18 protein-coding genes are annotated in these 23,941 nt (G+C 68.4%); 7 read left to right on the top strand and 11 right to left on the bottom strand.

From position 1 onward, the window contains the following. Positions 1-34 precede the first annotated feature (34 nt). The gene (locus Q4A20_RS02885) at positions 35-952 is read right to left on the bottom strand and encodes a PAC2 family protein (RefSeq protein WP_303120083.1); all 918 of its coding nucleotides are present in this window, start codon (positions 950-952) and stop codon (positions 35-37) included. Between the two features lie 449 nt (positions 953-1,401). Between Q4A20_RS02885 and Q4A20_RS02880 the strand changes: the two genes are divergently transcribed. From Q4A20_RS02880 to Q4A20_RS02870, 3 genes are all read left to right on the top strand, one after another. Next, positions 1,402-3,858: an AAA family ATPase gene (locus Q4A20_RS02880; RefSeq protein ID WP_303120081.1), complete on the top strand. Its 2,457-nt coding sequence runs from the start codon at positions 1,402-1,404 to the stop codon at positions 3,856-3,858. 211 nt (positions 3,859-4,069) lie between these two features. After that, positions 4,070-5,947 carry an AMP-binding protein gene (locus Q4A20_RS02875; protein WP_303120079.1) on the top strand — a complete coding sequence of 626 codons (1,878 nt, stop codon included), beginning with the start codon at positions 4,070-4,072 and terminating at the stop codon, positions 5,945-5,947. Next, entirely contained in the window at positions 5,944-7,701 is a 1,758-nt protein-coding gene (locus Q4A20_RS02870) for an AMP-binding protein (RefSeq protein WP_303120076.1), read from the top strand. The genes Q4A20_RS02875 and Q4A20_RS02870 overlap by 4 nt, the downstream gene beginning before the upstream one ends. A gap of 41 nt (positions 7,702-7,742) precedes the next feature. Here Q4A20_RS02870 and Q4A20_RS02865 read toward each other — a convergent pair whose 3' ends face one another. From Q4A20_RS02865 to dapA, 3 genes are all read right to left on the bottom strand, one after another. Then, the gene (locus tag Q4A20_RS02865; RefSeq protein WP_303120073.1) at positions 7,743-9,773 is read right to left on the bottom strand and encodes an FtsX-like permease family protein; all 2,031 of its coding nucleotides are present in this window, start codon (positions 9,771-9,773) and stop codon (positions 7,743-7,745) included. 179 nt (positions 9,774-9,952) lie between these two features. Continuing rightward, the gene (locus tag Q4A20_RS02860; RefSeq protein WP_303120071.1) at positions 9,953-10,771 is read right to left on the bottom strand and encodes an ABC transporter ATP-binding protein; all 819 of its coding nucleotides are present in this window, start codon (positions 10,769-10,771) and stop codon (positions 9,953-9,955) included. 242 nt (positions 10,772-11,013) lie between these two features. Then, positions 11,014-11,910: a 4-hydroxy-tetrahydrodipicolinate synthase gene (gene dapA / locus Q4A20_RS02855; RefSeq protein WP_303120069.1), complete on the bottom strand. Its 897-nt coding sequence runs from the start codon at positions 11,908-11,910 to the stop codon at positions 11,014-11,016. A gap of 144 nt (positions 11,911-12,054) precedes the next feature. On the opposite strand from dapA, the gene Q4A20_RS02850 reads away from it, so the two are divergent. Then, a complete protein-coding gene (locus tag Q4A20_RS02850; protein ID WP_303120066.1) occupies positions 12,055-12,696 on the top strand; it encodes an N-acetyltransferase in 642 nt (213 codons plus the stop codon). A gap of 88 nt (positions 12,697-12,784) precedes the next feature. On the opposite strand, the gene dapB is transcribed toward Q4A20_RS02850, so the two are convergent. From dapB to Q4A20_RS02830, 4 genes are all read right to left on the bottom strand, one after another. Further along, on the bottom strand, positions 12,785-13,537 hold the full coding sequence (gene dapB / locus Q4A20_RS02845; protein WP_303120063.1) for a 4-hydroxy-tetrahydrodipicolinate reductase: 753 nt from the start codon (positions 13,535-13,537) through the stop codon (positions 12,785-12,787). Further along, the gene (locus tag Q4A20_RS02840; protein ID WP_303120060.1) at positions 13,534-14,340 is read right to left on the bottom strand and encodes a hypothetical protein; all 807 of its coding nucleotides are present in this window, start codon (positions 14,338-14,340) and stop codon (positions 13,534-13,536) included. Before Q4A20_RS02840 ends, dapB begins: the two co-directional genes overlap by 4 nt. Continuing rightward, on the bottom strand, positions 14,337-15,233 hold the full coding sequence (locus Q4A20_RS02835; RefSeq protein ID WP_303120058.1) for an ATP-binding cassette domain-containing protein: 897 nt from the start codon (positions 15,231-15,233) through the stop codon (positions 14,337-14,339). The genes Q4A20_RS02840 and Q4A20_RS02835 overlap by 4 nt, the downstream gene beginning before the upstream one ends. 92 nt (positions 15,234-15,325) lie before the next feature. Then, positions 15,326-15,517 carry a hypothetical protein gene (locus Q4A20_RS02830; RefSeq protein WP_303120056.1) on the bottom strand — a complete coding sequence of 64 codons (192 nt, stop codon included), beginning with the start codon at positions 15,515-15,517 and terminating at the stop codon, positions 15,326-15,328. Between the two features lie 438 nt (positions 15,518-15,955). Between Q4A20_RS02830 and Q4A20_RS02825 the strand changes: the two genes are divergently transcribed. Then, entirely contained in the window at positions 15,956-16,348 is a 393-nt protein-coding gene (locus tag Q4A20_RS02825) for a hypothetical protein (protein ID WP_303120053.1), read from the top strand. A 6-nt stretch (positions 16,349-16,354) separates the two neighbouring features. On the opposite strand, the gene Q4A20_RS02820 is transcribed toward Q4A20_RS02825, so the two are convergent. Both Q4A20_RS02820 and Q4A20_RS02815 read right to left on the bottom strand, forming a co-directional pair. Beyond that, positions 16,355-17,716, bottom strand: coding sequence for a pitrilysin family protein (locus Q4A20_RS02820; RefSeq protein WP_303120050.1), 1,362 nt, complete (start codon positions 17,714-17,716; stop codon positions 16,355-16,357). Positions 17,717-17,925: 209 nt separating this feature from the next. Further along, positions 17,926-20,292, bottom strand: coding sequence for a polyribonucleotide nucleotidyltransferase (locus tag Q4A20_RS02815; protein WP_303120047.1), 2,367 nt, complete (start codon positions 20,290-20,292; stop codon positions 17,926-17,928). A 517-nt stretch (positions 20,293-20,809) separates the two neighbouring features. On the opposite strand from Q4A20_RS02815, the gene fucO reads away from it, so the two are divergent. Then, positions 20,810-21,961: a lactaldehyde reductase gene (gene fucO, locus Q4A20_RS02810; protein WP_303120044.1), complete on the top strand. Its 1,152-nt coding sequence runs from the start codon at positions 20,810-20,812 to the stop codon at positions 21,959-21,961. Positions 21,962-22,226: 265 nt separating this feature from the next. Here fucO and rpsO read toward each other — a convergent pair whose 3' ends face one another. Further along, complete coding sequence (rpsO, locus tag Q4A20_RS02805; protein WP_303120042.1) at positions 22,227-22,496, bottom strand: 30S ribosomal protein S15; 270 nt, start codon at positions 22,494-22,496, stop codon at positions 22,227-22,229. Between the two features lie 418 nt (positions 22,497-22,914). Here rpsO and Q4A20_RS02800 point away from each other — a divergent pair, with 418 nt between their 5' ends. Continuing rightward, positions 22,915-23,796 carry a PHB depolymerase family esterase gene (locus Q4A20_RS02800; RefSeq protein WP_303120040.1) on the top strand — a complete coding sequence of 294 codons (882 nt, stop codon included), beginning with the start codon at positions 22,915-22,917 and terminating at the stop codon, positions 23,794-23,796. The last annotated feature ends 145 nt before the right edge of the window (positions 23,797-23,941 follow it).

Below are 23,941 nucleotides of genomic sequence, written 5' to 3'. Positions count from 1 at the left end.
GCCGCAGTCCTCCTCCGGCTCCTGCCGCCTCCAGCTACTGCTGCAGGCCTTCGCCGGAGGTGTTCTCATTGGCCTCCAGGAAGGCCTCCAGACGGGCACCGATCTCATCCGCGCTGGGCAGATCGAGTGTCGGCGCGCCCTCGAAGTCCAGCCCCTCGGTCTGTTGCAACATGGCGTCGTACTGGGCCTCCAGGGCGGAGACGACGGCGCTGACCTCGGGCTGCTGGGCGGCCTCTGCGTCAATCTCGGCACGGTTGACGTTGGCGGCCGCCTCGAGGTCCCCCAGGGGCAGCGCCAGACCCGTATTGTCGGCCACCGCCCGCAGCAGCGCGGCGGCGCCCTGCGGGAAGTCGTCACGGGCGATGTAGTGCGGGATGGAGGCGGACAGGCCGCGCGAGTCTATGCCGGCCTCCCCCAGCCGCAGTTCCAGCAGGGCACTCATGGAGCCGGGCAGTTCGACGCGGCCGAAGACCTCCGTCTGCGAGTGGAACTTGTCCGGCTGCGAACCGTGCAGGTGCACGTAGGTGGGACGGGTGTGTGGGATGGCCATAGGGATGCCGCTGATCCCGACGGCCTGGCTCACCCCCATGGACACCGCCAGATGGGTGACCGCCCCGATGAATTCCTGCCAGTGGTAGTCGGGCTCCGATCCGTGCAGGAGCAGCAGATCCTCACCCTCATCGTCTTGCAGCAGGTCCAGGACCAGCTCGGGCATGGCGACCTCGGTGTAGGTGTTGCGGTCGAAGGTTATGACCGGCCTACGGGCCCGGTAGTCGATCAGGGAGTCGATGTCGAAGGTGGCCAGGCGGGTGCGAGGCAGAGTCATGACGAGTTGGTCAACGGCGAGGGAGCCGGCGTGGCCGGCATCCATGGCTCCCTCGAAGTGGTGCAGGAGCACACGCGGCGAGACGGGCTCCTCCGCGGGGTGCTCCACGGTGTATAGCGTTCGCATTGCTCCTCCTCCCGCGCTTTTGGCGCTCGTGTTGATGATCCCGACGCCGCCTGGGGACCGCTGTGGTCCACGCGGGCGAACATGCGTCGGCTGGTGCAACACCATTGCGGTGGCGCATGTTCCCGACCCCGTGAGCGGGCCGCGGTCGAGCCCCGCGGCTCCACTCCCGGCGAACAGGCCGGGACACGGGTGGTCGATCGGGTCGGCGGGGAGATAATGGGCGATCCCCGTCGACGCGGGTGCCGCCCCGCAGGAGGTGCCTCGCCGACGCACTACCACCGTACACGACGCCATCCAGAAGCCTGTCGACCACCACCGCCGCTTCTTCCAACCCTTGTTCGAGTCGCCCCACGGGGCCGCACCGCTAGCGAGATCACGTGAGTCAACACCGCCCTTCCTCCGAGTCTTCCGATTCACCCGAGTCGATTACATCCCAGCAGCGTCCGCCTGTGGCGGCCACAATCCGCGACCGGGAGATCGCCTCGGAGCAGACGGTGATTGAAGCGGCCTACGGCGAACTGGACCGCCAGCTGGCGGCGGCCCGCCATTCACTGGCAAGCACGCAGGCCCGTGGGGCTTCCGGCACGCACCAGTCGCGCGGGGAGCGGGACGCCTACGCGGTTCACTACGCCGATCTGGTCGCCTCCTTGGAGGGAGTGGAGGAACGGCTGGTGTTCGGGCGCATGGACATGGCGCAGCCGAATACTGAAGGCGCCGACGGCACTGGCGTCGTTCCCGAATCGGCGGCGACCGACGATGTCACGGCGGCGGGCAGACGCCACTACGTGGGCCGTATAGGCCTGCACGACGCCCGCCATCGTGAGGTGGTGCTGGACTGGCGCGCCCCGTTGTCCCGGGGGTTCTACCAGGCCACCGCCTCCGACCCCATGGGCCTGATAAGGCGTCGCCACATCGACACCCGCGCTCGCCGCGTGATCGGCCTGGAGGACGAACTGATCGATGTGCGTGCCGCGAGCGCCGCGGTGCCGACGACTGCGGCCGCGCCGGAACCAGCCGACACAGCCATCGACGGCCTGCAGGGCGAGGGGGCGCTGATCGCCGCCATGTCGGCCGCACGCGACGGACGCATGGGGGACATCGTCGCCACCATCCAAGCCGAGCAGGACCGAGTGGTTACCGGCGACGGTAAGGGGGTGTTGGTGGTGCAGGGAGGGCCGGGCACCGGGAAGACGGCGGTGGCCCTGCACCGGGTGGCCTACCTCTTCTACGCCGAACGTGAGCGTCTGGAACGCTCCGGCGTGCTGCTGGTAGGGCCTTCACGTACCTTCCTGCGGTACGTGGAGCAGGTGCTGCCCTCCCTGGGCGAGACAGGTGTGGTATCGACCACATTGGCGGACCTGGTGCCGGGCGTGCGCGCTCGCGGCACCGAGCCGGGCGAGGTGGCCGAGCTCAAGGCGCGCTGGGTGTGGGCTGACATTCTGCGTCGGGCGGTGCGCGACCTGCAGCGGATACCAGACGCGCCCCGGGAGATCTTGGTCCAGGGCACGCGCCTTAAGCTGTTGCCCGCCGACGTGCGTGAGGCCGCAGCCCGGGCACGGCGCAGCGGCAAGCCCCACAACCTGGCACGTGAAACCTTCGTGCTGTGGCTGTTGGAGCGCCTGACCGATCAGTTCGCCGCCGCCACCCGCCAGGACGCCAGCGACGCCGACACCCGCGCCTGGATTCGCGAGGATATTCGCACCTCCCGTGACGCGCGCCGGGAGATCAACCTGTGCTGGATGCCGACGACACCGGTCGGCTTGCTGGAGCGATTGTGGTCCCGCCCCGCTCTGCTCGCCCGGATCGCCTCCGAGCTGAAGCCGGAGGAGCGTCGTTTACTGGAGCGGCCGGTGGGCAGTGAGCTCACGGAGGCGGACGTGCCACTGATTGATGAGTTGGCGGAGCTGCTGGGGCCCAGCGAGGATGCCGAGGCCCGCCGCGCCCGGCTGGAGGCCCGGCGACGCGAGTCTCTCGTGGCCTACGCCGCACAGGCGATCGAGTCGCAGGATCTGGGTGACGGCATGGTCAGCGCCGAGATGTTGGCGGATCGGATGGAGAACTCGGGGCCGTCCCTGACCCTGGCCGAGCGGGCCCGGGCGGACCGCAGCTGGACCTATGGGCACGTCGTCGTCGACGAGGCCCAGGAGCTGGGGGCCATGGCGTGGCGGGCTTTGGCGCGCCGCTGTCCGGTGCGTTCCTTCACCATCGTGGGCGACCTGGCCCAGTACTCGGGCCCGAGTCGGCCGGAATCGTGGCGGCACCTGCTCTCGGCCCTGGGTACGCGTCCCCGTACACGCCATCGGGGCGGGGGTGCATCGCGCCTCGAAAGGGCCTCGACACCATTGCGTGAGGAGGCCCTGACGGTCTGCTACCGCACACCGGCCACAATCATGCGCGCGGCCGAGCGGGTGTCCGCCGAACTCGGTGCACCGGTGGCCTACCCGGTGACCTCAGTGCGGGACCTGCCCGACTGTCTGGCAGTCGACGACCTGTCCCAATCCCCCGCGGCCATCGCGCCGGAAGGCCACGACGATCGCGCCAATGCGGCCTGGGGCGTGGCCCTGCGCGAGGCGGTGACCCAGGAGTCCGCCACGCTGGATGCGGCGGTGGGCGTGGGGGCGGGGCGCATCGCCGTCATCACCACCGAGCCGCAGTCGACTGCGGCGCTGCTGGCTCAGGATCCCGACCTGGTGTCGGCCATGCGAACACGGGACGGCGATATTCTGCGCAGTCGACTAGCTGTGATGGGACCGCGCCTGTCCAAGGGACTGGAGTTCGACGTGGTGGTGCTCGTGGATCCCGCAGCTATAGCGGAGACCGGCCCCGGCGACCTGTACGTGGCGATGACACGACCGACGCGGCGTCTGCGGGTGATCTCCCGGCTGCCGCTTCCCGCCGGCCTTTAACCGGTCCACGGCCTTTGCCCAGGCGGGCCCCCTAGCCTGCCGCCGACCTGAGCGGAAGTATGCGGTCGGATCCAGCGCTATGAGCATCACACCACACGCAACGGATCCCGCAGGCGACTGCGCACCTACGCGACCGTAGGTTACGGTTGCGTAGGTCATGTCTTTCCGCCCGAGCTCACCGAACGCGGGCGGACATAGGGGAAGGGGAATGATGACCGGCTTCAAGCAGGCCACCGCCAGGCAGGCGCGTTCCGACGCCACCTCGGAAGCCTTCCAGCGCCCGCACTACGCACCCGGTGTCCCCAGCATCATTGCGCCCGTCACCGAACCGCTGTCCTGCATGCTCGCCGATGCGGCCCGCCGCTTCCCGGATCACATCGCTGTGGACTTCATGGGGCAGACGACCGCCTATCGGCAGCTGAGCGAGCAGGTGGCCCGCGCCGCAGAGGCGCTGCGTCGACTGGGCGTGGGGCGCGGCGACGTCGTCGGCGTGATCCTGCCCAACTGTCCCCAGCACGTGGTGATCGCCTACGCCGCCTGGCGCATCGGCGCGGTCGTCGCCGAGCACAACCCGCTGGCGCCCGCAGCCCAGATCCGCGAGCAGATCCGGATGCATCACGGAGGCGTGATCATCGCCTGGGAGAAGTCACTGGCGCGCATCGTGCAGGCGGCCGGCTCCTTAGACGCCGCCGGCATGGGCGGGGCGCGAGTACTGTCGGTGGACCTGTCCCGGGGACTGCCGTGGACGAGCCGCTTGGCGCTGAGACTGCCAGTGGCGGCCGCCCGTTCTCAGCGCCGCGAACTGCGTGGAAAGGTGCCGGCCGGAGTGGACTCCTGGGACGATCTGGTCGCCACCGCCGCCCCCCTGCCGGACGGGCATCCGCTGCCGGCGGTCAGTGATCTTGCCGTGCTGCTGTACACGGGCGGTACCACCGGCATCCCCAAGGCGGTGCAACTCACGCACGCCAATGCGCGTGCAAACGCGGAGATGAGCCTGGCGTGGGCCTCCCAGACCTGTGAGGACGGCCAGGAGACCTTCCACTCCGTGCTGCCGTTCTTCCACGCCTTCGGCCTGAGCCTGTCGCTGCTGTGCGCCGTCGGCATGGCCGCCACCCAGGTGGTGCTGCCCAAGTTCAGCGCCGACATGGTGCTGGCCGCGTGGAAGCGAAGGCCGGCGACCTTCTTCCCGGGCGTACCGGTCATGTTCGACCGCATTGTCACCCGCGCCCGGGCCACCGGAGCGGACCTGACCAGTTGCAAGATCGCCGTGTGCGGGGCGGCGCCCACGCCCAAAACGGTGGCCGAAGCATGGGAGGCGGCCACCGGCGGTGTCATCATTGAGGGCTACGGCATGACCGAGACCGCCCCCATCATTCTGGGCAACCCCATCTCCCCCGAGCGGCGTCCCGGTGCGCTGGGCGTGCCCTACCCGTCCACGGACGTGCGGGTGATCGACCCCGACCATCCCGAGACGGAGGTGGAGCCGGGGCAGGTCGGCGAGTTGGTGGTGCGCGGCCCGCAGGTATTCACCGGCTACTGGGAGAACCCGGAGGAGACCGCCGCCGTCATGCTGGAGGGGGGCTGGCTGCGCACCGGCGACCTGGTCCGCCAGGAGGAGGACGGCTTCTACGTTATGGCCGACCGCCGCAAAGAGCTGATCATCTCCGGCGGCTTCAACATCTACCCCAGTGAGGTGGAGGCGGCGGTGCGCACCATGCCGCAGGTGGAGGATGTGGCCGTAGTCGGGCTGCCGGCGGAGGCCGGCAACGAGTCCGTGGTGGCCGCGATCCTGCCCAAGGCGGGGCAGACGGTGACACTGGAGCAGGTGCGTACCTGGGCGGAGAAGACCCTGTCCCACTACGCCCTGCCGCGCCAGATAGCCATTTTGACGGAGATGCCCCGCTCCCAGATCGGCAAGGTGCTGCGTCGGGTGGTGCGTGAGGAGCTGCTGGCCGCCCGAGAGGCGGCCGCGGGTGCGGCGACTGCGGCCGCGGCGGTGTCCCAGTCTGCCGCCACCGCCCTGGTGGAGCGCCTGGGAGAGGTCGGCCGTGGCGAGTCTGACCAGGCCGTCGGGGAGCAGGTCCGATGAGCGCGGCCCAGGATGCCGAGCATTTCCGGCGCCCGCATTACCAGCCGAATATCCCCGCCGTCATCGACGTGCCGGAGGGACCCCTGGGCGAGTTGCTGGACACCGCCGCCGAGTTCTACGGCGACCGGGTAGCGCTGGACTTCATGGGGGCGACTCTGACCTACCGCGAGCTGCTCGAGGCCTCCGAGCGTGCCGCGAACGTGCTGCGCCGGGCGGGTGTCAAGGCCGGGGATCGGGTCGCCCTGCTCATGCCGAACTGTCCGCAGCATGTGGTGGCGATATACGGGGCGTTGCGACTGGGGGCGATCGTGGCGGAGCACAATCCGCTCGCACCCGCGCAGGAGATCCGCAGCCAGTTGGCCCGCCACGGCGCCCGGGTGGTGATTGCCTGGGAGAAGGGGGTCGAGTTGGTGCTGGATCCGGCGTCGTCGGCCGGCGGCGGCGCGGATGCGGCGGCGGACCCGCTGGGTGGGCGCACGGTGTTCAGCGTTAACCTGGCCGCCGCCATGCCCGCGAGGCTGCGCGCCGCCCTGCACCTGCCCGTGGCCAGGGCGCGCCAGACCCGCGCCTCCATGCGGGCCGAATCGCTGCCGGCGGGCGTGCGCTCCTGGGACCGGGAGGTGGCCCGCGCGCCGCGGCTGGAGGCGTCCTGGCCCCAGCCGGGCGGCGATGACGTGGCCGTGCTGCTGCACACGGGCGGCACCACCGGCATGCCCAAGGCCGCCATGCTCACGCACAAGAACCTGCGCGCCAATGCGAACCAGGCCATCGCCTGGGTGCCGATGCTGCACGAGGGCGGGGAGACCTTCCTGGCTCTGCTGCCCTTCTTCCACGCCTTCGGGCTGACCTTCAACGTGTTCTGCGCGGTGCAGAAGGCGGCCACGCAGGTGATACTGCCGAAGTTCTCGGTCAGCCAGGTGCTCGAGGCCCACCTGCGGCGCCCGTTCACGTTCTTCGTGGGGGTGCCGGTCATGTTCGAGCGGATCCTGCGGGGCGCCCAGAAGAAGGGCGTGTCCCTGAAGACGCTGCGCTACGGCGTGTGCGGGGCGGCCCCGATGCCGCCGGCCGTGGGAGCGGAGTGGGAGGCCGCCACCGGCGGATACTTCGTGGAGGGCTACGGGATGACCGAGACCAGCCCGATCGTCTCCGGCACGCCCATGGGCCCCAGCCGCCGCCTGGGCGCGCTGGGCCTTCCTTTTGCATCCACGGACGTGCGCGTGGTGGACCCTGACGCCCCGGACCCCGAGCGGGAGGTGCCCGATGGCGAGCCGGGCGAACTGCTGGTGCGTGGCCCGCAGGTCTTCGCCGGCTACTGGGACGACCCGGAGGCGACGGCGGCGGCGATGCTGCCCGGCGGCTGGCTGCGCACCGGGGACATGGTGCGTCGGGACGACTTCTTCCTGTGGATGGCCGATCGGCGGCGCGAGCTGATCCTCTCCGGCGGCTTCAACGTCTACCCCTCCCAGGTGGAGGCGGCAATTTTGGCCATGGCGGGCGTGGCGGACGTCGCCGTCGTAGGACTGCCGGGCGGGGCGAATGGGGAGCTGGTGTGCGCGGCGGTGGTATTGGAGCCGGGCACGCCCGCGGGCACGGTCACCCTGGAGTCGGTGCGCGCCCACGCCGAGCGGGTGCTCCCCCACTACGCGCTGCCGCGTCACCTGGAGATCATCAAGGAGATGCCCCGCTCCCAGATCGGCAAGATCCTGCGCCGCGTGGTGCGCGAGCAGATCCTCAGCCGCGTCGACGGCGCCTGAAGACCCATACCGGATCGGGCTCCCATCGCCGTGATTATTCGCTACGTTCTTGCGCCCCTTTCGCTGGCCGGGACTGCAGAGCGCGTGGACCGCAATGTGGTTACCAAAGCGGTCAACTGAGGCACTAAGAGAGCGGCAATGGAACTGGCAATCAAGAACGCCCACGGTACGGCGGGTGGCACCGTCAAGTCGCTGTAGTAGGGAACCAGTGCCTGAGCGAGCCAGACCCATGTCACGGCGATGGAAACGCCAGCTATTGCGAGACCGAGCAGTTGCAGGCCTGCGGTCTGTGCGAGTGCGCTGCGCAGCACGGTGGAACGGGAGGCGCCGGTACGATGCAGAAGCCGGCTCTCGCGGCACCGAGAGCGGATCAGGGCAAAAACCTGTTGCACCATGACCCCGGTCGCTAAGAGACAAATTCCGCCCGTCATGGTCGCGTCATTGGATGCGCCACGTTTGGTCTCCGCAGCAACGATGTTGTCGGTCCATCCTTGACCAGTCGTTACAGTAGCGGTTGCGGGTGCGGTCCGGCTCAGGGTCTGAAGTAGTTCATCTTGTCCGCCGGAAAAAGCGGTTAAGAACCAGTCCTCAGTGACCGGATCCCCGGTCGCTGCGGACAACACGTTCTCATCCGCAACCAAGGAAGTAATCAGTGGATAGCCGGAATTATCGAACCGAGCCACCACCCGCAGTCTCGTCTCGTCGCCGTTGTTACCGAGCAGAGTAAGCGAATCACCCAACTGGTAGGAACTTCCGTCCTCGCGGATCCGGTCCGCACGCACCGCGACGTCCGTGCCGTGGACATCTTCCGCATTACCCTCCACCAGGTGGAGGCCCGCGGCAGTAATCAATGCGCCCGGGTCGCTCGCGGTGGTCACGGTGACCTGGTAAGTGGACAGTGTTCCCATAGGAAACGATTCTCTGCGCGCCCGTTCAATGATCTGGGCGGGTGTTTGTTCAGCAGGTGCCACCATCCAAGAGCGCGCGCTAGTCTTGGCGCGCACAGCAGTTGCCGCCTCACGCGACGCAACAGTGTTCTCCCAGGCGGTCTCAAGCTCGGGGTCGAGTTGCTCTGATTCCTGGTGGAGGGTGACGTCAACTTGGCCGGGCAAAGCGTAATCGTCCTGGTAATCCCGACCGGAGCCGAGGCTAGAAGCCATCACGGGAACAGTCGCTAGGGTCACCACGGCAACCACGGGTACGACGACCGCCGCAGCCCGGCGAGCGGACATACGCGTGTGTGCCCATGCGGTCAGGCTCGCACCCGGATCTAGTGCCTGCAGCGGTAGACAGAAAACCCGCACCGCGATGTCCACCAGGGCGGGCGCGAGTGCACACAGCCCCACGGCGACGGCGGCACCGATCCATAGGGCAACGCCATCGTCGGCATCCCAGGGCAAGTGCGCGGGGCCAGCTACCCAAATCCAAACCACCAGCGCGGCACAGATGGCGGTCGCGGCCCAACGGACGCGCCCCACTCCCCGCATGACCGTCGACGACTCGCGTGCTGCCTCTAGCGCAGGGGTTCGCGCCGCGCCTCGCGCCCCAATCAGGGCACCGGCGGTTGTCACCACCGTCATCACCGCCACAGTGAGCAGCAGGCCGGACGCCGTGATCCTCGGAATGTAGTCTTCGGCCCAGTTGTCCTGCGAGGCGAGCAGACGAGCCAATGCCCGCAATCCGAGGATGGAGACCAGGGCACCGAGGCTTGAGCAGCCCAGTCCCAAAAGGAAGGCCTCCCGGGCGATCATGCGACGTATTCGCCATGAAGTCGCACCGGCCAGACGAAGCAGCGCCAATTCACGTCGGCGCCCCTGCACGGCAACGCTCATCGCCTGAGCCACGAGTATCACTCCAGCCATCCCTACGATGGCCAGCTGTCCTATTGCCGTCAAGTGGCCGGAATAGATCCGCCCCAGGAAGAACACCGCCTGCGGCGGACTCATGGCCGACACTTCGACCGCTGACAGGCGCGAAGCCTGGAACAACAGCGCCTCCGAACCGACCAGCACCGAGGTGACCAACACGACCGCGCCTACACCCATGTAGGAGGCCCGGTGTTCTCGCAGCATCGCGAACGCGACAACCCACCGGTTCCTTGAGCGACCAACCCATGTGCGCACGCCAGCTTGACGGCCAAAGGTCCTTTGCTGCGTTGAATTCCGCCGGGTTCCCCAGCGATTTGAGGAAGATCTCGCAGCGTCGTCCCTTTCGGAGTTCTTCTGCGGCTGATGGTTCCTATCTGCACGGTTCATGGCCGGACCTGATCGGCGTAGCTCGCTGTACCGTTCTGCTCGGCTTCGTTTTGGAGGATCGCCAGTCGTTGGGCAATCTGACTGGCGTCGGCCCCGGTGACTTGACCGCTGACTTGCCCGTCAACAAGCCAGACGACCCGGTCGGCCCAAGCCGCCACTCGCGGATCATGCGTGACCACCAAAAGGCCGGCGCCTGCTCCTGCCAGCAGATCCAACTGTTCGAGGACTGCCCGACCTGCACGCACATCCAAGGCGCCAGTGGGCTCATCCGCGAATACCATCGCCGGGTGCGAGGCCAATGCTCTAGCAACCGCCACCCGTTGACGTTGTCCCCCGGATAGTCGTCCCGGCAGCCGTCCCTCCAGGCCGGTCAGCCCCACGCTCTCCAATGCCTTCGCCACTTCCCCGTCATTACGGGGGCGTCCACCCAGGAGTCCTGGCAGCGCAACGTTCTGTGCCGCCGTCAACGACTCCACCAGATTCAAATCCTGGAACACGAACGCCAGCCGATCGCGCCGCAACGCCGTCAACTCCTTCTCTGAGGCGGCCATAATGTCCACCCCATCCAAGGAAACCCGTCCCATTCCTGCCCGCAGTAGACCCGCGGCGCACAATAGCAACGTCGACTTTCCCGAACCCGACGGTCCCATTACCGCCACCCGCTCACCTGCCCGCACACTCAGGTCCACACCGCCAAGCACCCACGGCCCGGACGGCGTATAGCGGTATTTCACGCCCTCAACCGTGAGTGCCTCAGAAAGCAGCCGCAGATGCTCACCCGACAGCCTAGAAGAATCACGAGACACGGAAGACATAACTTGACTCAGCGGATCAGACAATCAGAGACACATAGGAGCGCAGTGACGAACGAGGATGATTACCTAGGTTAGACCCGCAACTCATGGTGACATTATTCACTTCACACATAGGTTGCCGCATCGTCCCTTAGGATGATGCGAGTGCCCTCCCTAAGGAGGAGTTCGTTCTCTTGAAGTTCGCGACGGCGCCTGAGTGGGGCAGGCTGCCCAGGGCCAGTGGGGACCGGAGGCGCCCGGGCTCACAGCAGCCCGGCGGCCTCGAGGCTATCGCGCAGAGCAGCGACCTCGGCGGCGGTGGCACGTACCAGGGGCAGGCGCACGGTGGCACTGGGCAGGCGCCCCTGCAACGCGAGTGCCTCCTTGGCCATCACCGCACCCTGGCCACCGCCCATGATGGCGCGCACCAACGGGCGCATGCGCTGGGCGACGGCGCGGGCGCCGGGCAGGTCACCGGCGTCGACCTCGCGGATCATCTCCCGCCAGGAGTGGGCGTCGGCGTGGGCGACCACGGAGACGACGCCGCTGGCGCCATGGGTGAGCCAGGCGAAGTTCAGCCCGTCATCGCCGGAGTAGTACTCCAGGCCGGTGGCCTCCATGCGCTCGAAGCCCTGCTCGACGTCGCCGGTGGCGTCCTTGACCGCGAGCACCCGCTCATGCTCGGCCAGGCGGGCGAGGGTATCGTCGGTGATCTTCACGCCGGTGCGGCCGGGAATGTCGTAGACCATGACCGGCAGGTCGGTGGCCTCAACCACCGCCATGATGTGCTGGTAGACGCCCTCCTGGCTGGGGCGATTGTAGTAGGGGGCGTTGATGAGCAGCCCCTGCGCGCCGGCCTCCTGGGAGCCCACTCCGATGCGCACCGCATGGGCGGTGTCATTGGATCCGGCGCCGGCAATGAGCATGGCCCGGCCGGCGAGCGCGTCCTTCACCTCCCGCAGCAGGGTCTGCTTCTCCGGCAGGTGGGTGGTGGGGGCCTCACCCGTGGTGCCTGCCAGCAGGATCATGTCGGCACCGTCATCGACCAGGGAGACGGCCAGGCTCTGGGCGGCTTCAACATCGATCTCCCCCTCCGGGGTGAAGGGGGTGACCATGGCTACGCCGACGGAGCCGAAGGAGCGGCTGGGGAGAGTGCTCATAGTGAACAGCGTAACGGTATTGCCGCCCCGGCGGCGGGGGCGGTCGCAAAGTGAGCAGCCGGAGCCGGGGCGTCTACGGCCGCAGCGGGCGAGCGCACGGGGCGGAGGCGGCTTCGCCCCGCATCGGCGCATAGGCTCGGGCACATGACTGATGTCAGCCTCCCCGACGACACGCTCGGCGCACCATCTGTTTCCTCCTCCCCCACCGCCGCCGGCTTCGTGCGCGAGGCCACCGCCTCGGACCTGGAGGCGATCGGGCAAGTGCATGCCGCCACCATGCTGGCTTCGCTCCGAGCCGCATACACGGCCGCCCACGATGCGCCGCTGCCGGCGGGCGTGGAGGCGATGGTGGCGCCGCCGGTGATCGCTGCCGGTTGGGAGCAGGCGGTGCTGAGCCCGCCGTCTCCGGCCCACCGCGTACTTGTGGCCGTCGGTGAGGGTGGAGAAGTGGTGGGGCTAGTCGGCGTCGCTCCCTCCCCCGAGGGCACGGATGCCGCCGGGGAGGCCGACGACGCCGACGTGAACGCGGCCGAGCGCGGCCTGGAGATCACGGCCCTCGGTGTCGCCCCGGGCCAGCAGCGCCGCGGGCACGGCTCCCGGCTGCTGGCCGCGGCCACGGATCAGGCGCGCGCCCAAGGGGCCGGCGTACTGCTGGCGTGGGCGGTGCGCGGGGACGAGTCCTTGGCCGGGTTCCTGCACGGCGCCGGGCTGACCCGCACGGGCTCGTTCCGGGAGCTGCCCGTCGGGCAGGGCGTCATCGAGGACTGCTGGGCCGCCGTCCTGTAAGCACCTGCGGCCGTCCGAACGTCTTCACGCCCGGCACCGGCTGCCGCATGCCACGTAACCAGCGAACCCGGAGCCGGACGTGCCGGCGTCAGAGGTCGAGCAGCTGATCCAGACCGATGGTCAGGCCCTCACGCCCGCCGACCTCGCGCACGGCCAGCACCACGCCCGGCATGAAGCTGGCGCGGTCGAAGGAGTCGGTGCGGATGGTCAGCTGCTCGCCTGGGTTGCCGAGCACGACCTCCTCGTGGGCGGTGAGTCCGCGTAAACGCACGGCGTGCACGTGCACGCCGTCGACCACGGCGCCGCGGGCGCCGTCCGGGTCGGTCTCGGTGGCGTCGGGCGCCGGACCCAGCCCGGCCTCGGCGCGGGCGGCGGCAATGCCGCGGGCGGTGGCGATGGCGGTGCCGGAGGGGGCGTCAACCTTGTTGGGGTGGTGCAGCTCGATGACCTCGGCGGACTCGAAGTAGCGGGCGGCCTTCGCGGCGAAGGACATGGTCAGCACCGCGGACAGGGCGAAGTTCGGGGCGATGATGACGCTGCGGCCGGCCGCCTCGGGCCGGGCCAGGTGCTCGCGCACACGCTCATAGGCCTCATCCGTCCAGCCAGTGGTGCCGACCACCACGTCAACTCCGGCGTCGATCAGGGCGTGAACGTTGTCCTCGGTGACCGAGGGGTGGGTGAAGTCGACGGCCACCTGGGCGCCGGCCAGGTTCGCGGCGGTGAGCTCATCGCCGACGTCGAGGCGGGCGACGAGCGCGAGCCCATCGGCGTCCTCGACGGCCTGGCAGACGGTGGACCCCATGCGCCCCGCGGCACCGACAACGGCAACAGCAATACTCATGCGGGCACCCTAGCAGCCTGTCGCCACGAGGCGGCCACATCTAGAAGTCGCCTCTGGTCAGTCTGCGGTGTCCCCACAGGAATAGGGGCAGACACCAGGCCACGGCCAGCAGCACCGTGGCCACTGGCTGCTCCAGCCACGATGAGGCAGGCAACGCGGCTACACCCTGCAGCCTGGCAATGACCGCGTTGGGCATTTACCACGTGCACCCAGTCGGGAAGCTGCACCGTCCAGGAACCCAGCGTTAGCAGGGCCGGAACCAGCATGGCCAGCATCTGGGCCGCCCCCACACCCAGTGCCAGAGTCATAACAGCGGTCGCTACCGAGCGCGTCCCCATCGCCACCAGGGCACCTGCAGCCGCGACTAAGGCCAGCACCAGCGCCGCACGAATGACGGTCTCCAGAGAAGCAGCCAGGTCGAACGGAACACCGCGGTAGTCCACGTAGGGCCTGGTCGTCAGAACGAGCCCCAGCATGAGCACCAGCGCGGGAAGGGCCGTAACCACTGCGGCACTGACCAGCTGCGCCCAGAACAGCCTGGTACGCCTACCTACCGCCACCACTGTGGACATAATGGCACCGGAAGAGTAGTCAGCACCAGCGGTCACCACACCCGCCAGTCCGGCTGGCAGTAACGCGGCCTGAACCCCAGGGACTCCGACCACGGCGGAGAAGAAGACGACAAGACAGAGCTCGAGGGCGATCAGGACCTGGACCGAACGCGCCCTCGCCGCCTTGCCGAACTCGCTGACCAGGACCCGGCGCCAAGTCACCACCTGCTGAGCAGCGCGATCACCGGTCATGGTTCCTGCTCTCCTTCCAGCACGTGAAAGAACCAGCTCTCAAGGGATCGTTTCGCTTCGCGCATCTCAGTGAAGAAGATCCCCTCATCGAAGAAGGCCCTCTGCACCTCCTCGATACCCGCGTCTATGAGTACCGCCCCCTCGCTCTCACCCGGTCGTTCCGCGGCCTTCACCTGCCAGTTCCGCGAGCGTGCCAGGGCGACAGCCTGGGCGGGATCATCGGCGCGAACGATGACTCCGCCGGGGCGCCGCACCTGGTCAACGGGAGCCTGGGCGAGCACCCTGCCCTCCTTGAGAACGACGACGCGATCCGCAATGTCCTCGACCTCTCCAAGCAGGTGGGAGGAGACCAGTACAGCCCTGCCCTCATCGGCCAGCCTTCGCAGCAAGGAGCGCAGCCACCGAACTCCCTCGGGGTCGAGACCGTTGAAGGGCTCGTCCAGGACCACGTTCTGCGGCTGGCCCACCATCGCCGCCGCCAACGACAGACGCTGGCGCATCCCCAGAGAGTAAGTCCTGACCTTGCGGTCCCCGACTGCGGCTATGCCTGTCTCCTCCAGACACCGGCGCACGCGGACCTCCGGAATGCCGCTGGTGCGGGCAATACCCATGAGGCACTGGAACCCCGTTCGGGAGCCCACCCAGTGGTCTGCTCCCAGAACCAGCCCCAGGCGTCCCAGCGGGTATGGCGACCTCCCCGGTGCGCCGCCGCCAACCCGGACCTCGCCTCCATCAGGACGCACAAGCCCGCCGATCGCCTTCAGCGCCGTCGTCTTGCCAGCACCGTTCGCACCAACTAAGCACGCAACAACTCCGTCAGGCACCTCGAAAGAGACAGAAGACAGCCCACGTACACCGCCGTAATCCTTACTCACCTCACTCAGCGAGATCATTGCACGCCCTCACCTCCTCGTGGCATCGACGGCTGAGCCATCCACGCAAACCAGCTCGGCCTGCTGGAGGACATGCCCGGCGACGGCCCGCTTCAGTCCGGCCAGCCGATTCCTGCCGGAGAGCCGGAGCACGTCGTCCAGCACATATTCGGTAAAGCGGTAAGTGTGGGTGGCGCCGCGTGGAGACGGGCGACAAATGCGAGCCCGTCGGCGTCCTCGACGGTCTGGCAGACGGTGGACCCCATGCGCCCCACGGCGCTGACAACGGCAACAGCAATACTCATACGGGCATCCCAACCAGCGATGACACAGTCTGGGGGTCAGGGCCCGGCCCTGTTCGCGCGGATACGTGGGTTGCGGGACCGGCAGCGTTTTCGGGCCCGTGGCCGGGGTCGTCTACTACGCCGGTTCGTGCTCTACTACGCCGGTTAGGTGTCTATTGAAGGGCTCTGGACCCTTCAACAGACGTCGAAGTAGCGTAGTAGACGCCGAAGAGGCGTACCCAACGCCATCTCCCACGGCCCCACACTCCCAGCACCCCACGCCGTACGCTCCCCGCGACCCCAGCACCTCCCCGCGCCGCCTTGCAGGCCCACACCTCTGACACCACACCCTCAATCCCCGCGCCTCGGGGCACCCGCCCTGAGCCTCGTCGGGGCGTTGACTGCCGCACGGTCGGCGGATTAATATGTGTGTCACACCTCACATTCAAGGAAGCCTCCATGTCGCAGCTCGGCCATGACCCGTCATCCAGCGCATTCCAGGACCGGTCGCGCACGGATCGGCAGATCGCACGCAGGCCGAGCGCCGTGTCATCGCTGTCTTTCGCCGCCATCGCCGCCCTGAGCGGGGTTCTCGTCCATCTGAACTGGGATACCCCGCAACGAGCGGTGACGATCGCCGTCGCAATCTCCGCCATAAGCACGGCACTCGCAGTCGCCACCGGCCTGCAAGCCCTGAAGGCGATTGCCGCCGTGGCACTGGGAGTCATGATCGCGGTTGCCCTCACTCATCCCTCGGGCGCAGTCGGGGCATGGGTTGTCGGCGCTGTGCTCTTCTTCGCCTTTGCCATGTTTCAACCCCAGCGGCTCCGGAGGAGACAGACGCAAGGCTGAGCCCACTCAGGCGCCCGGCCCAACGACTACGCGGCAGCGCTCCTGGGCGGCGAGCTGGGCCGCCAGGACGCGCACGTCGTCGGCGGTGACCGCGTCCAGGCGGCGCAGGTTCTCCTCCATGGAGCGCAGGCGACCAGTGACGACCTCGGCGCGCCCCAGGCGCCCCATGCGGGACAGCGAGTCCTCTCCCCCTAGCACCATGGAACCGCGGATCTGGCCGCGGGCACGCTCCAGCTCGCGCGCGGTGATACCGTCGGCGGCCAGCGACTCGAACTCACCGGCCATGACGGCCAGCACCTCATCGACGTCGCCGGGGGCGCAACCGGCATACATCCCGAAGGCACCCGCGCCCACGTAGGGGGTGTCGAAGGCGTAGGTGGCGTAGGCCAGGCCGCGGTTGTCACGGATCTCCTGGAACAGACGTGAGGACATGCCGCCACCGAGGATCGTGGTGAGCACGCTCATCGCCCAGCGGCGCTCATCCAGGGCCGGGATGCCCTGGCAGGCTAGGTAGACATGGCACTGCTCGGCCTCCCGGTTCACGGTGATGTCGTGAACCGTCAGCTCCGCCACGGGCTCGGTCTCGAAGCGGCGCGGCCGGGGAGCGACGCTGCCGGCCGTATCCCAGCCGGCGGCGTCCAGATCGGCGGTGACACGCGCACAGAACTCGTCATGGTCGACAGCGCCGGCGGCTGCGACCACCAGAGCGTCGGAGGCGTAGGTGCGCTGGTAGTGCTCCCATACGGCGTCGCGGGGCACGGCCGAGACCGTCTCGTAGGTGCCGCCGATGGGACGTCCCAGTGGGGTGTCGTCTCCGAAGGCGGCGCGGACGAAGGCCTCCTGGGCGATCTCGGCGGGGTCGTCGGCTGCCTCGGCCAGTTCAGAGATGATCACCCCGCGCTCGGTCTCCACCTCATCCGGGTCCAGCCGGGATGAGGTCACCATGTCGGCGAGCACGTCCAGCGCAGTCAAGCCGTCGGGGCCGAGGACGCGGGCGTAGTAGAAGGTGTGCTCCTTGGAGGTGGCGGCGTTGGACTCTCCGCCGATCATGTCGAAGGCCTCGGCGATGTCGTGGGCGCTGCGCGTGGCCGTGCCCTTGAACAGTAAGTGCTCCAGGAAGTGAGTGGAGCCCTCCTGGCCGGAACGCTCATCGCGGCTGCCGACGCCGAACCACATGCCCACCGACGCCGAGCGCAGCGCGGGCACCTGCTCGGTGATCACCCGCACCCCGCCGGGCAGGATCGAGCGGCGGATGGTGGCGCCGTCGTCAACGAGGCGCAGCTCGGTGTCGGGGGCGCCGGCGGGTGCGCGGTTGAGGGCGGCTTCTGCGAAGCTGGTTTCGGGGCCGGTCGGGGCGGGAGTGATCACCGCACGAGCCTAGACGACCAACCTCGGCACGTCATTCCCGCCGATCTCAGACACGCCCTGCCCACCGCCAGGCGACGCGCCACCATTACGACCGACCTCGGCACGTAACTTCTACCGATCTCGGTGGGAGAAAGGAGGCCGGGCCCCGGCTGATCGTCGTGATCGCACGGAGCCCGGCCCCTGTCAATGACATCCGGCGTGACCGGGTCTCACTCCTCCTCGGCGGACTCCACGGTACGCATGCGGCGGCGGCGCGGGCGACGCTCCCGGCGCTCACCCTCATAGTCGGTGCGCTCACGGCGGCGGCGGGGCCTGCGCTCACCGTCGCCGCGCGCCTCCTCGCGGTGGGCGCGGTTCTCAGCCTCGGCGGCCAGCTGTTCCTCGGTAAGAACGGCATTCAGGCTGAGCTTGCCCCGCTGGTCGATCTCGGCCAGTTCGACCTCGACCTTGTCGCCCACGTTGAGGACATCCTCGACGTTCTCCACGCGCTTGCCGCCCACCAATCGACGGATCTGGGAGACGTGCAGCAGGCCGTCCTTGCCGGGGGTCAGCGACACGAAGGCGCCAAAGGTGGTGGTCTTCACGACCGTACCGACGAAGCGCTCGCCGATCTCCGGCATCTGCGGGTTGGCGATGGCGTTTACGGCGTCACGAGCGGCCTCGGCCGAGGGGCCGTCGGAGGCGCCGATGTAGATGGTGCCGTCGTCCTCGACTGTCAGCTCGGCACCGGTGTCCTCCTGGATCTGGTTGATCATCTTGCCCTTGGGGCCGATGACCTCACCGATCTTGTCCACCGGGATGTGTACCGTCAGCACGCGCGGCGCGGTGGGGGCCATCTCGTCGGGAGTGTCGATCGCCTGGGCGAGCACATCCAGGATGAACAGGCGGGCGTCGCGGGCCTGGGCCAGCGCACCGGCCAGCACGTCGGAGGGCAGACCGTCGAGTTTCGTGTCCAGCTGCAGGGCGGTGATGAAGTCCCTGGTGCCGGCGACCTTGAAGTCCATATCGCCGAAGGCGTCCTCGCTGCCGAGGATGTCGGTGAGCGTGGCCCACTTGGTCTCGCCGTCGATTTCCTCGTGCATCAGTCCCATGGCGATACCGGCCACCGGAGCGCGCAGCGGCACACCGGCGTTGAGCAGCGACAGAGTCGAGGCGCACACCGAACCCATGGAGGTCGACCCGTTGGAGCCGAGAGCCTCGGAGACCTGGCGGATGGCGTACGGGAAGTCGTCCCGGCTGGGCAGCACCGGAACCAGGGCGCGCTCGGCCAGGGCGCCGTGGCCGATCTCGCGGCGCTTGGGAGCACCGACGCGGCCGGTCTCGCCGGTGGAGAAGGGCGGGAAGACGTACTGGTGCATGTAGCGCTTGTGCTTGAGCGGCGACAGGTCATCGATCTGCTGCTCCATGCGCAGCATGTTCAAAGTGGTCACGCCCATGATCTGGGTCTCGCCGCGTTCGAAGATCGCCGAACCGTGCACGCGGGGCAGCACCTCGACCTCGGCGGCCAGGGTCCGGATGTCCTTCAGGCCCCGGCCGTCCATGCGCACACCCTCGGTGAGGGTGCGGTGGCGCACGATCTTCTTGGTCACTGAGCGGAAGGCGGCCTTAAGGGCCTTGGCGTCCTCCTCGGCCGGATAGGCCTCGGCCAGGTCCGCCAGCACCTTCTCGCGCACGGCGTCGGTGGCCTCGTCACGGGCCTGCTTGCCCTCGGTGGCAATGGCAGCGGCCAGGTCATGAGCCTCGGCAGCCTTCTCGACGGCGTCGTACTGCTCGTCGGTGTAGTCCAGATAGAGCGGGAAGTCGGCGGTGGGCTTGGAGGCGTGCTTGGCGACCTCCAGCTGCGCCTCGCACAGGACCTTGATGTGCGGCTTGGCGGCCTCCAGGGCCTCGGCGACAACCGTCTCCGTGGGCGCGGTGCCCCCGGCGGCGATCAGGTCCCAGGCGTTCTCGGTGGCGCCGGCCTCTACCATCATGATGGCGACGTCGCCGTCCTCGAGCACGCGCCCGGCCACCACCATGTTGAAGGTGGCGCGCTCAAGCTCGGAGTAGCGGGGGAAGGCAACCCAATGGCCGTCAATGAGGGCCAGGCGGGTGCCCGCCACCGGGCCGGCGAAGGGCAGACCCGCGATCTGGGTGGACATGGAGGCCGCATTGATGGCCAGCACGTCGTAGGCGTCGTCGGGGTGGATGGACAGCACGGTCTCCACCACCTGCACCTCGTTGCGCAGCCCCTTAACGAAGGAGGGGCGCAGCGGACGGTCAATCAGGCGGCAGGCGAGAATCGCGGAGGTACCGGCGCGCCCCTCACGACGGAAGAAGGAACCGGGGATGCGGCCGGCGGCGTACTGGCGCTCCTCCACGTCAACAGTGAGCGGGAAGAAGTCGAACTGGTCCTTGGGGTGCTTGCCCACGGTGGTGGCCGACAGGACGGTGGTCTCTCCGTCGAGGTAGGCCATCGCGCTGCCGGCGGCCTGCTTGGCCAGGCGCCCGGTCTCGAAGCGGACCACGCGCTTGCCGAAGGGACCGTTGTCGATCACGGCCTCGGCGGCCGTGACCTCGGGGTCGTCAAGGAACATATGTTGCGTGTCTCTTTCTATGTCGATCGTATGGCCGGCCGTGGCCTTCGATCGAGGCCCACGGAGCGGCGCGCACGCTGGTCCGGAGGCCACCACCGAAAACCGACGGGCCGTGCCGTCCGGCTGTCGAGTACCTCCCGACCGCCGGTTCCGCTCCCCCATGGCCATAGGCCGAGCCGACGACGCCGCACCCGGCGCCGTCCGCTTACCGCGACACGGGCTCCCCCGGGGATCAGATCCGGGACGGCGTGATCGGCGGAACCTTAGTCGGCACCCCGAAAACGCCCGGCTCGGCCCTTGGATTCGAAGACGGACGGCTAGATCCTACCTTTCCCGCCGCTCGGACGGGTGCGGCGTAGATGCCTTCCAACGTGAAATAGAACGCGCCCGGCGGTCCCGGGACCTTCGGACCTTCCCCTTGAGGACGACCTCATGAAATCGTTTCAAAAGTGAGTTGGATCCATGGCGGATCCGCCACCCGCACGACACCGCGAGCTAGAACCAAGGGAGCACACTCATGACGTACCGGATGATCTTCAACCAGACCGGCTACTTCGGACGCGGCGCCATTGCCAACATCCCCACCGAAATCACTGCCCGCGGCCTGCGCAAGGCCTTTATCGTCACCGATCCGGTCCTGGCTGACAATGGCACCGCCGCCCGCATCACCGATCTGCTCGACGGCGCCGGCATTGCCTGGGAGATCTTCTCCGACGTGGTCCCCAACCCGCCGGTGGACAAGGTGCAGGCGGGTCTGGCCGCCTTCCGGGCCTCGGGCGCCGACATCCTCATCGGCCTGGGCGGCGGCAGCCCCCAGGACACCTGCAAGGCGATCTCGGTGATCGCCACCAACCCCGAGTTCGAGGACGTGCTCAGTCTGGAGGGAGTCTCCCCCACCAAGCACCCGGGCACGCCCATCATCGGGGTGCCCACCACCGCGGGCACCGCCTCGGAGACCACCATCAACTACGTCATCACCGATACCGCCAACCAGCGGAAGTTCGTATGCGTCGACCCGCACGACATCCCGGTGATCGCCGTGGTGGACCCCGACCTCATGGACGGCATGCCCCGCGGATTGAAGGTCGCCACCGGCCTGGACGCCCTCACCCACGCCATCGAGGGCTACATCACCCCCGGTGCCTGGGAGCTGTCCGATGCCCTGTGCCTGCGCTCCATCCAGATGATCGCCAAGAACCTACGCCGGGCCGCCGACGGTGACGCCGACGCGGTGGAGCAGATGGGGCTGGCCGCCTACATCAACGGTATGGCCTATTCCAACGTGGGCCTGGGGCTGGTACACGGCATGGCGCACCCGCTGGGCGGGCGCTACAACGCCCCGCACGGGGTGGCCAACGGCATCCTGCTGGCCCCGATCATGGCCTTCAACGCCGAGTACACCGGAGAGAAGTACCGCGACATCGCCGAGGCCTTCGGGGTGGCCGATGCCCAGACCCTGCCGCTGGAGCAGGCGCGCCAGGCCGCCGTCGACGCCGTCGCTCAGCTGACCCGCGACCTGGGCAACCCCACCCGCATCAGCGAGGTGGGCGTGGACGAGTCCGGGATCGCCGCACTCACCGAGGACGCCTTCGCCGACGTGTGCACACCCGGCAACCCCCGCCCGGCCACCCGCGAGGACATCGAGGCGCTGTACCGCTCGCTGCTGTAAGCCGTCCCGAGCGCGCCGATGCCGATCGGTAGGCAGCGGCGCTCCCTGCGGCAACGAGTTATCGGCATGAGTCACCCACCGCGCTGCGTCTCGTACCACGAGTTCCCCTCAAAGTCACGTGTTTTGGAGGTCCGTACGGGTTCCGTGCAAGTAGGTGCGAGATGAATTCGCCCAGAATCCGGCAACGCATGGCCGGATAACCACCACGCACCGGGCCCGGTCTCCACAGTGGAGGCCCGGGCCCGGTCAGTTCAAATGCGTCCGCTCAGCGACGGATGCCGAGGCGGGCGATCAGGGAGCGGTAGCGCCCAATGTCCTCACGCTCGAGGTAGTCCAGCAGGCGGCGGCGCTTACCGATCAGCAGGTACAGGCCGCGACGCGAGTGGTGGTCGTGCGCGTGGGACTTGAAGTGCTCGGTGAGGTTGGAGATCCGCTCGGACAGGATGGCGACCTGGACCTCCGGGGAGCCGGTGTCGCCCTCGTGGGTGGCGTACTCGGCGATGAGCTCCTGCTTGCGTTCGGGGGAAATCGACACGATGACTCCTGTTTCTCGTTGCGCGGAGCGCCGGGGCTGGTTCTCCCGGGCATGACACATCCGCGGCCGATCTACGGCCGAGCAACCATATCAGCCGCAGCAGGCCGGGCTCTCCCCCGCCCCGGTGGCATCGGGCACATACATCCGCCACGTACCACTCCCGCACCTGCTAGCATCCTGTTACTTCAATCACTTCTACCTCCCTGAGGAGTCGTCTGTGTTCTTCACTGCGCCATCGCCGAGGCCGTCCGTCCCCAGGGGCGGGCCTCGCCTCGTCTCCCTCATTGTCACGGCCGCCCTCTTGTCGGCTGCATCCGTCACCGGATGCGCGAACTCCTCCTCTTCAGGACCCGCCGGATCGTCCGATCCCGCCACAGCGAAGCCACCATGCAGCCGCGCCCTGTCGGGTACCCAGACCGTGGAGGTCTCCTTCGAAGGCCAGACCTACCCGGTCCGCGTGCATGTGCCCGACGGCGCCGACCCCGCCACATCTCTGCCCCTCGTACTGGACCTGCACGGCTCCAATTCGAACGGCGTGTCCCAGGCCGAGATCAGTGGTCTGGATGCGGTGGCCGACGCCGCCGATACCGGCTTCATCGTCGCCCAGCCGACCGCCGCGATCGCCCTAGACACAGATAATCCACTGCCCGACGGCAACTGGGCGTGGAATGTGCCCGGCGTGCCCACAACCGCAGGCGAGTACCCCGCGGACGACGCCCGCGACGACGTCGCCTACCTGGCCGCCGTAATCGACACCCTGACTGAGCAGGCCTGCGTCGATACCGACAGCGTATATGCGACCGGTTACTCCGGGGGCGGGCGCATGGCCAGTGCCCTGGCATGCGAGCGCCCCGATCTGATCGCCGCCATCGCACCCGTAGCGGGACTGCGAGCGGGCAGGGCGGCGGCCGATGATTCGACCAGGCTCGATCCTTCTACCTGCACCCCGGCGCAGCCGGTCTCCGTGGTGACCTTCCACGGTACCGACGACGTAGTCAACCCCTATGACGGCAATGACGATCCCCGCTGGGGCTACAAGGTCGAGGCGGCCGCGAGCGGCTGGGCGCAGTTGAACGGCTGCGCCGCCGAGCCAACCACCGAGAAGGTCGGCGACCACGTGTCCCTGACCCGGTACGGCTCCTGTGAAGGCGGTGCCGAGGTGGCGTTGTACACGGTGGACGCCGGCGGGCACACCTGGCCGGGCACGGGCGTGGACCTGTCCGCCCTGGGCACGATCACCCAGGAGATCAAGGCCTCGCAACTGATGTGGGAGTTCTTCGCCGCTCACCCGCGGCAGTGACGAAGACGCGCCGCAAAGACGTGCCTCGCACGGCGGCGGCGGGCCGCCCCTGGGGGCCCGCGCCCCCCCCCGCCCGGGCGTCCCGGGGCCGGGCGTCGACGCTGTTGGGGGCGCAGCCCCCGGAAGTACGCTCAATGGGACGAGG

It is taken from the genome of Actinomyces sp. (genome assembly GCF_030530635.1).
Taxonomy (GTDB): domain Bacteria; phylum Actinomycetota; class Actinomycetes; order Actinomycetales; family Actinomycetaceae; genus Actinomyces.
The sequence above is the reverse complement of the archived record's forward strand: the minus strand, read 5'-3'. Positions and strand labels throughout refer to the sequence as shown.

Bases quoted from the DNA above. Each gene is read 5' to 3' on its own strand.
- Q4A20_RS02885 (WP_303120083.1), bottom strand. From the start codon at position 952: ATGCGAACGCTATACACCGTGGAGCACCCCGCGGAGGAGCCCGTCTCG.
- Q4A20_RS02875 (WP_303120079.1), top strand. From the start codon at position 4,070: ATGACCGGCTTCAAGCAGGCCACCGCCAGGCAGGCGCGTTCCGACGCC.
- Q4A20_RS02870 (WP_303120076.1), top strand. From the start codon at position 5,944: ATGAGCGCGGCCCAGGATGCCGAGCATTTCCGGCGCCCGCATTACCAG.
- Q4A20_RS02865 (WP_303120073.1), bottom strand. From the start codon at position 9,773: ATGCTGCGAGAACACCGGGCCTCCTACATGGGTGTAGGCGCGGTCGTG.
- Q4A20_RS02860 (WP_303120071.1), bottom strand. From the start codon at position 10,771: ATGTCTTCCGTGTCTCGTGATTCTTCTAGGCTGTCGGGTGAGCATCTG.
- dapA (WP_303120069.1), bottom strand. From the start codon at position 11,910: ATGAGCACTCTCCCCAGCCGCTCCTTCGGCTCCGTCGGCGTAGCCATG.
- Q4A20_RS02850 (WP_303120066.1), top strand. From the start codon at position 12,055: ATGACTGATGTCAGCCTCCCCGACGACACGCTCGGCGCACCATCTGTT.
- dapB (WP_303120063.1), bottom strand. From the start codon at position 13,537: ATGAGTATTGCTGTTGCCGTTGTCGGTGCCGCGGGGCGCATGGGGTCC.
- Q4A20_RS02840 (WP_303120060.1), bottom strand. From the start codon at position 14,340: ATGACCGGTGATCGCGCTGCTCAGCAGGTGGTGACTTGGCGCCGGGTC.
- Q4A20_RS02835 (WP_303120058.1), bottom strand. From the start codon at position 15,233: ATGATCTCGCTGAGTGAGGTGAGTAAGGATTACGGCGGTGTACGTGGG.
- Q4A20_RS02830 (WP_303120056.1), bottom strand. From the start codon at position 15,517: ATGAGTATTGCTGTTGCCGTTGTCAGCGCCGTGGGGCGCATGGGGTCC.
- Q4A20_RS02825 (WP_303120053.1), top strand. From the start codon at position 15,956: ATGTCGCAGCTCGGCCATGACCCGTCATCCAGCGCATTCCAGGACCGG.
- Q4A20_RS02815 (WP_303120047.1), bottom strand. From the start codon at position 20,292: ATGTTCCTTGACGACCCCGAGGTCACGGCCGCCGAGGCCGTGATCGAC.
- fucO (WP_303120044.1), top strand. From the start codon at position 20,810: ATGACGTACCGGATGATCTTCAACCAGACCGGCTACTTCGGACGCGGC.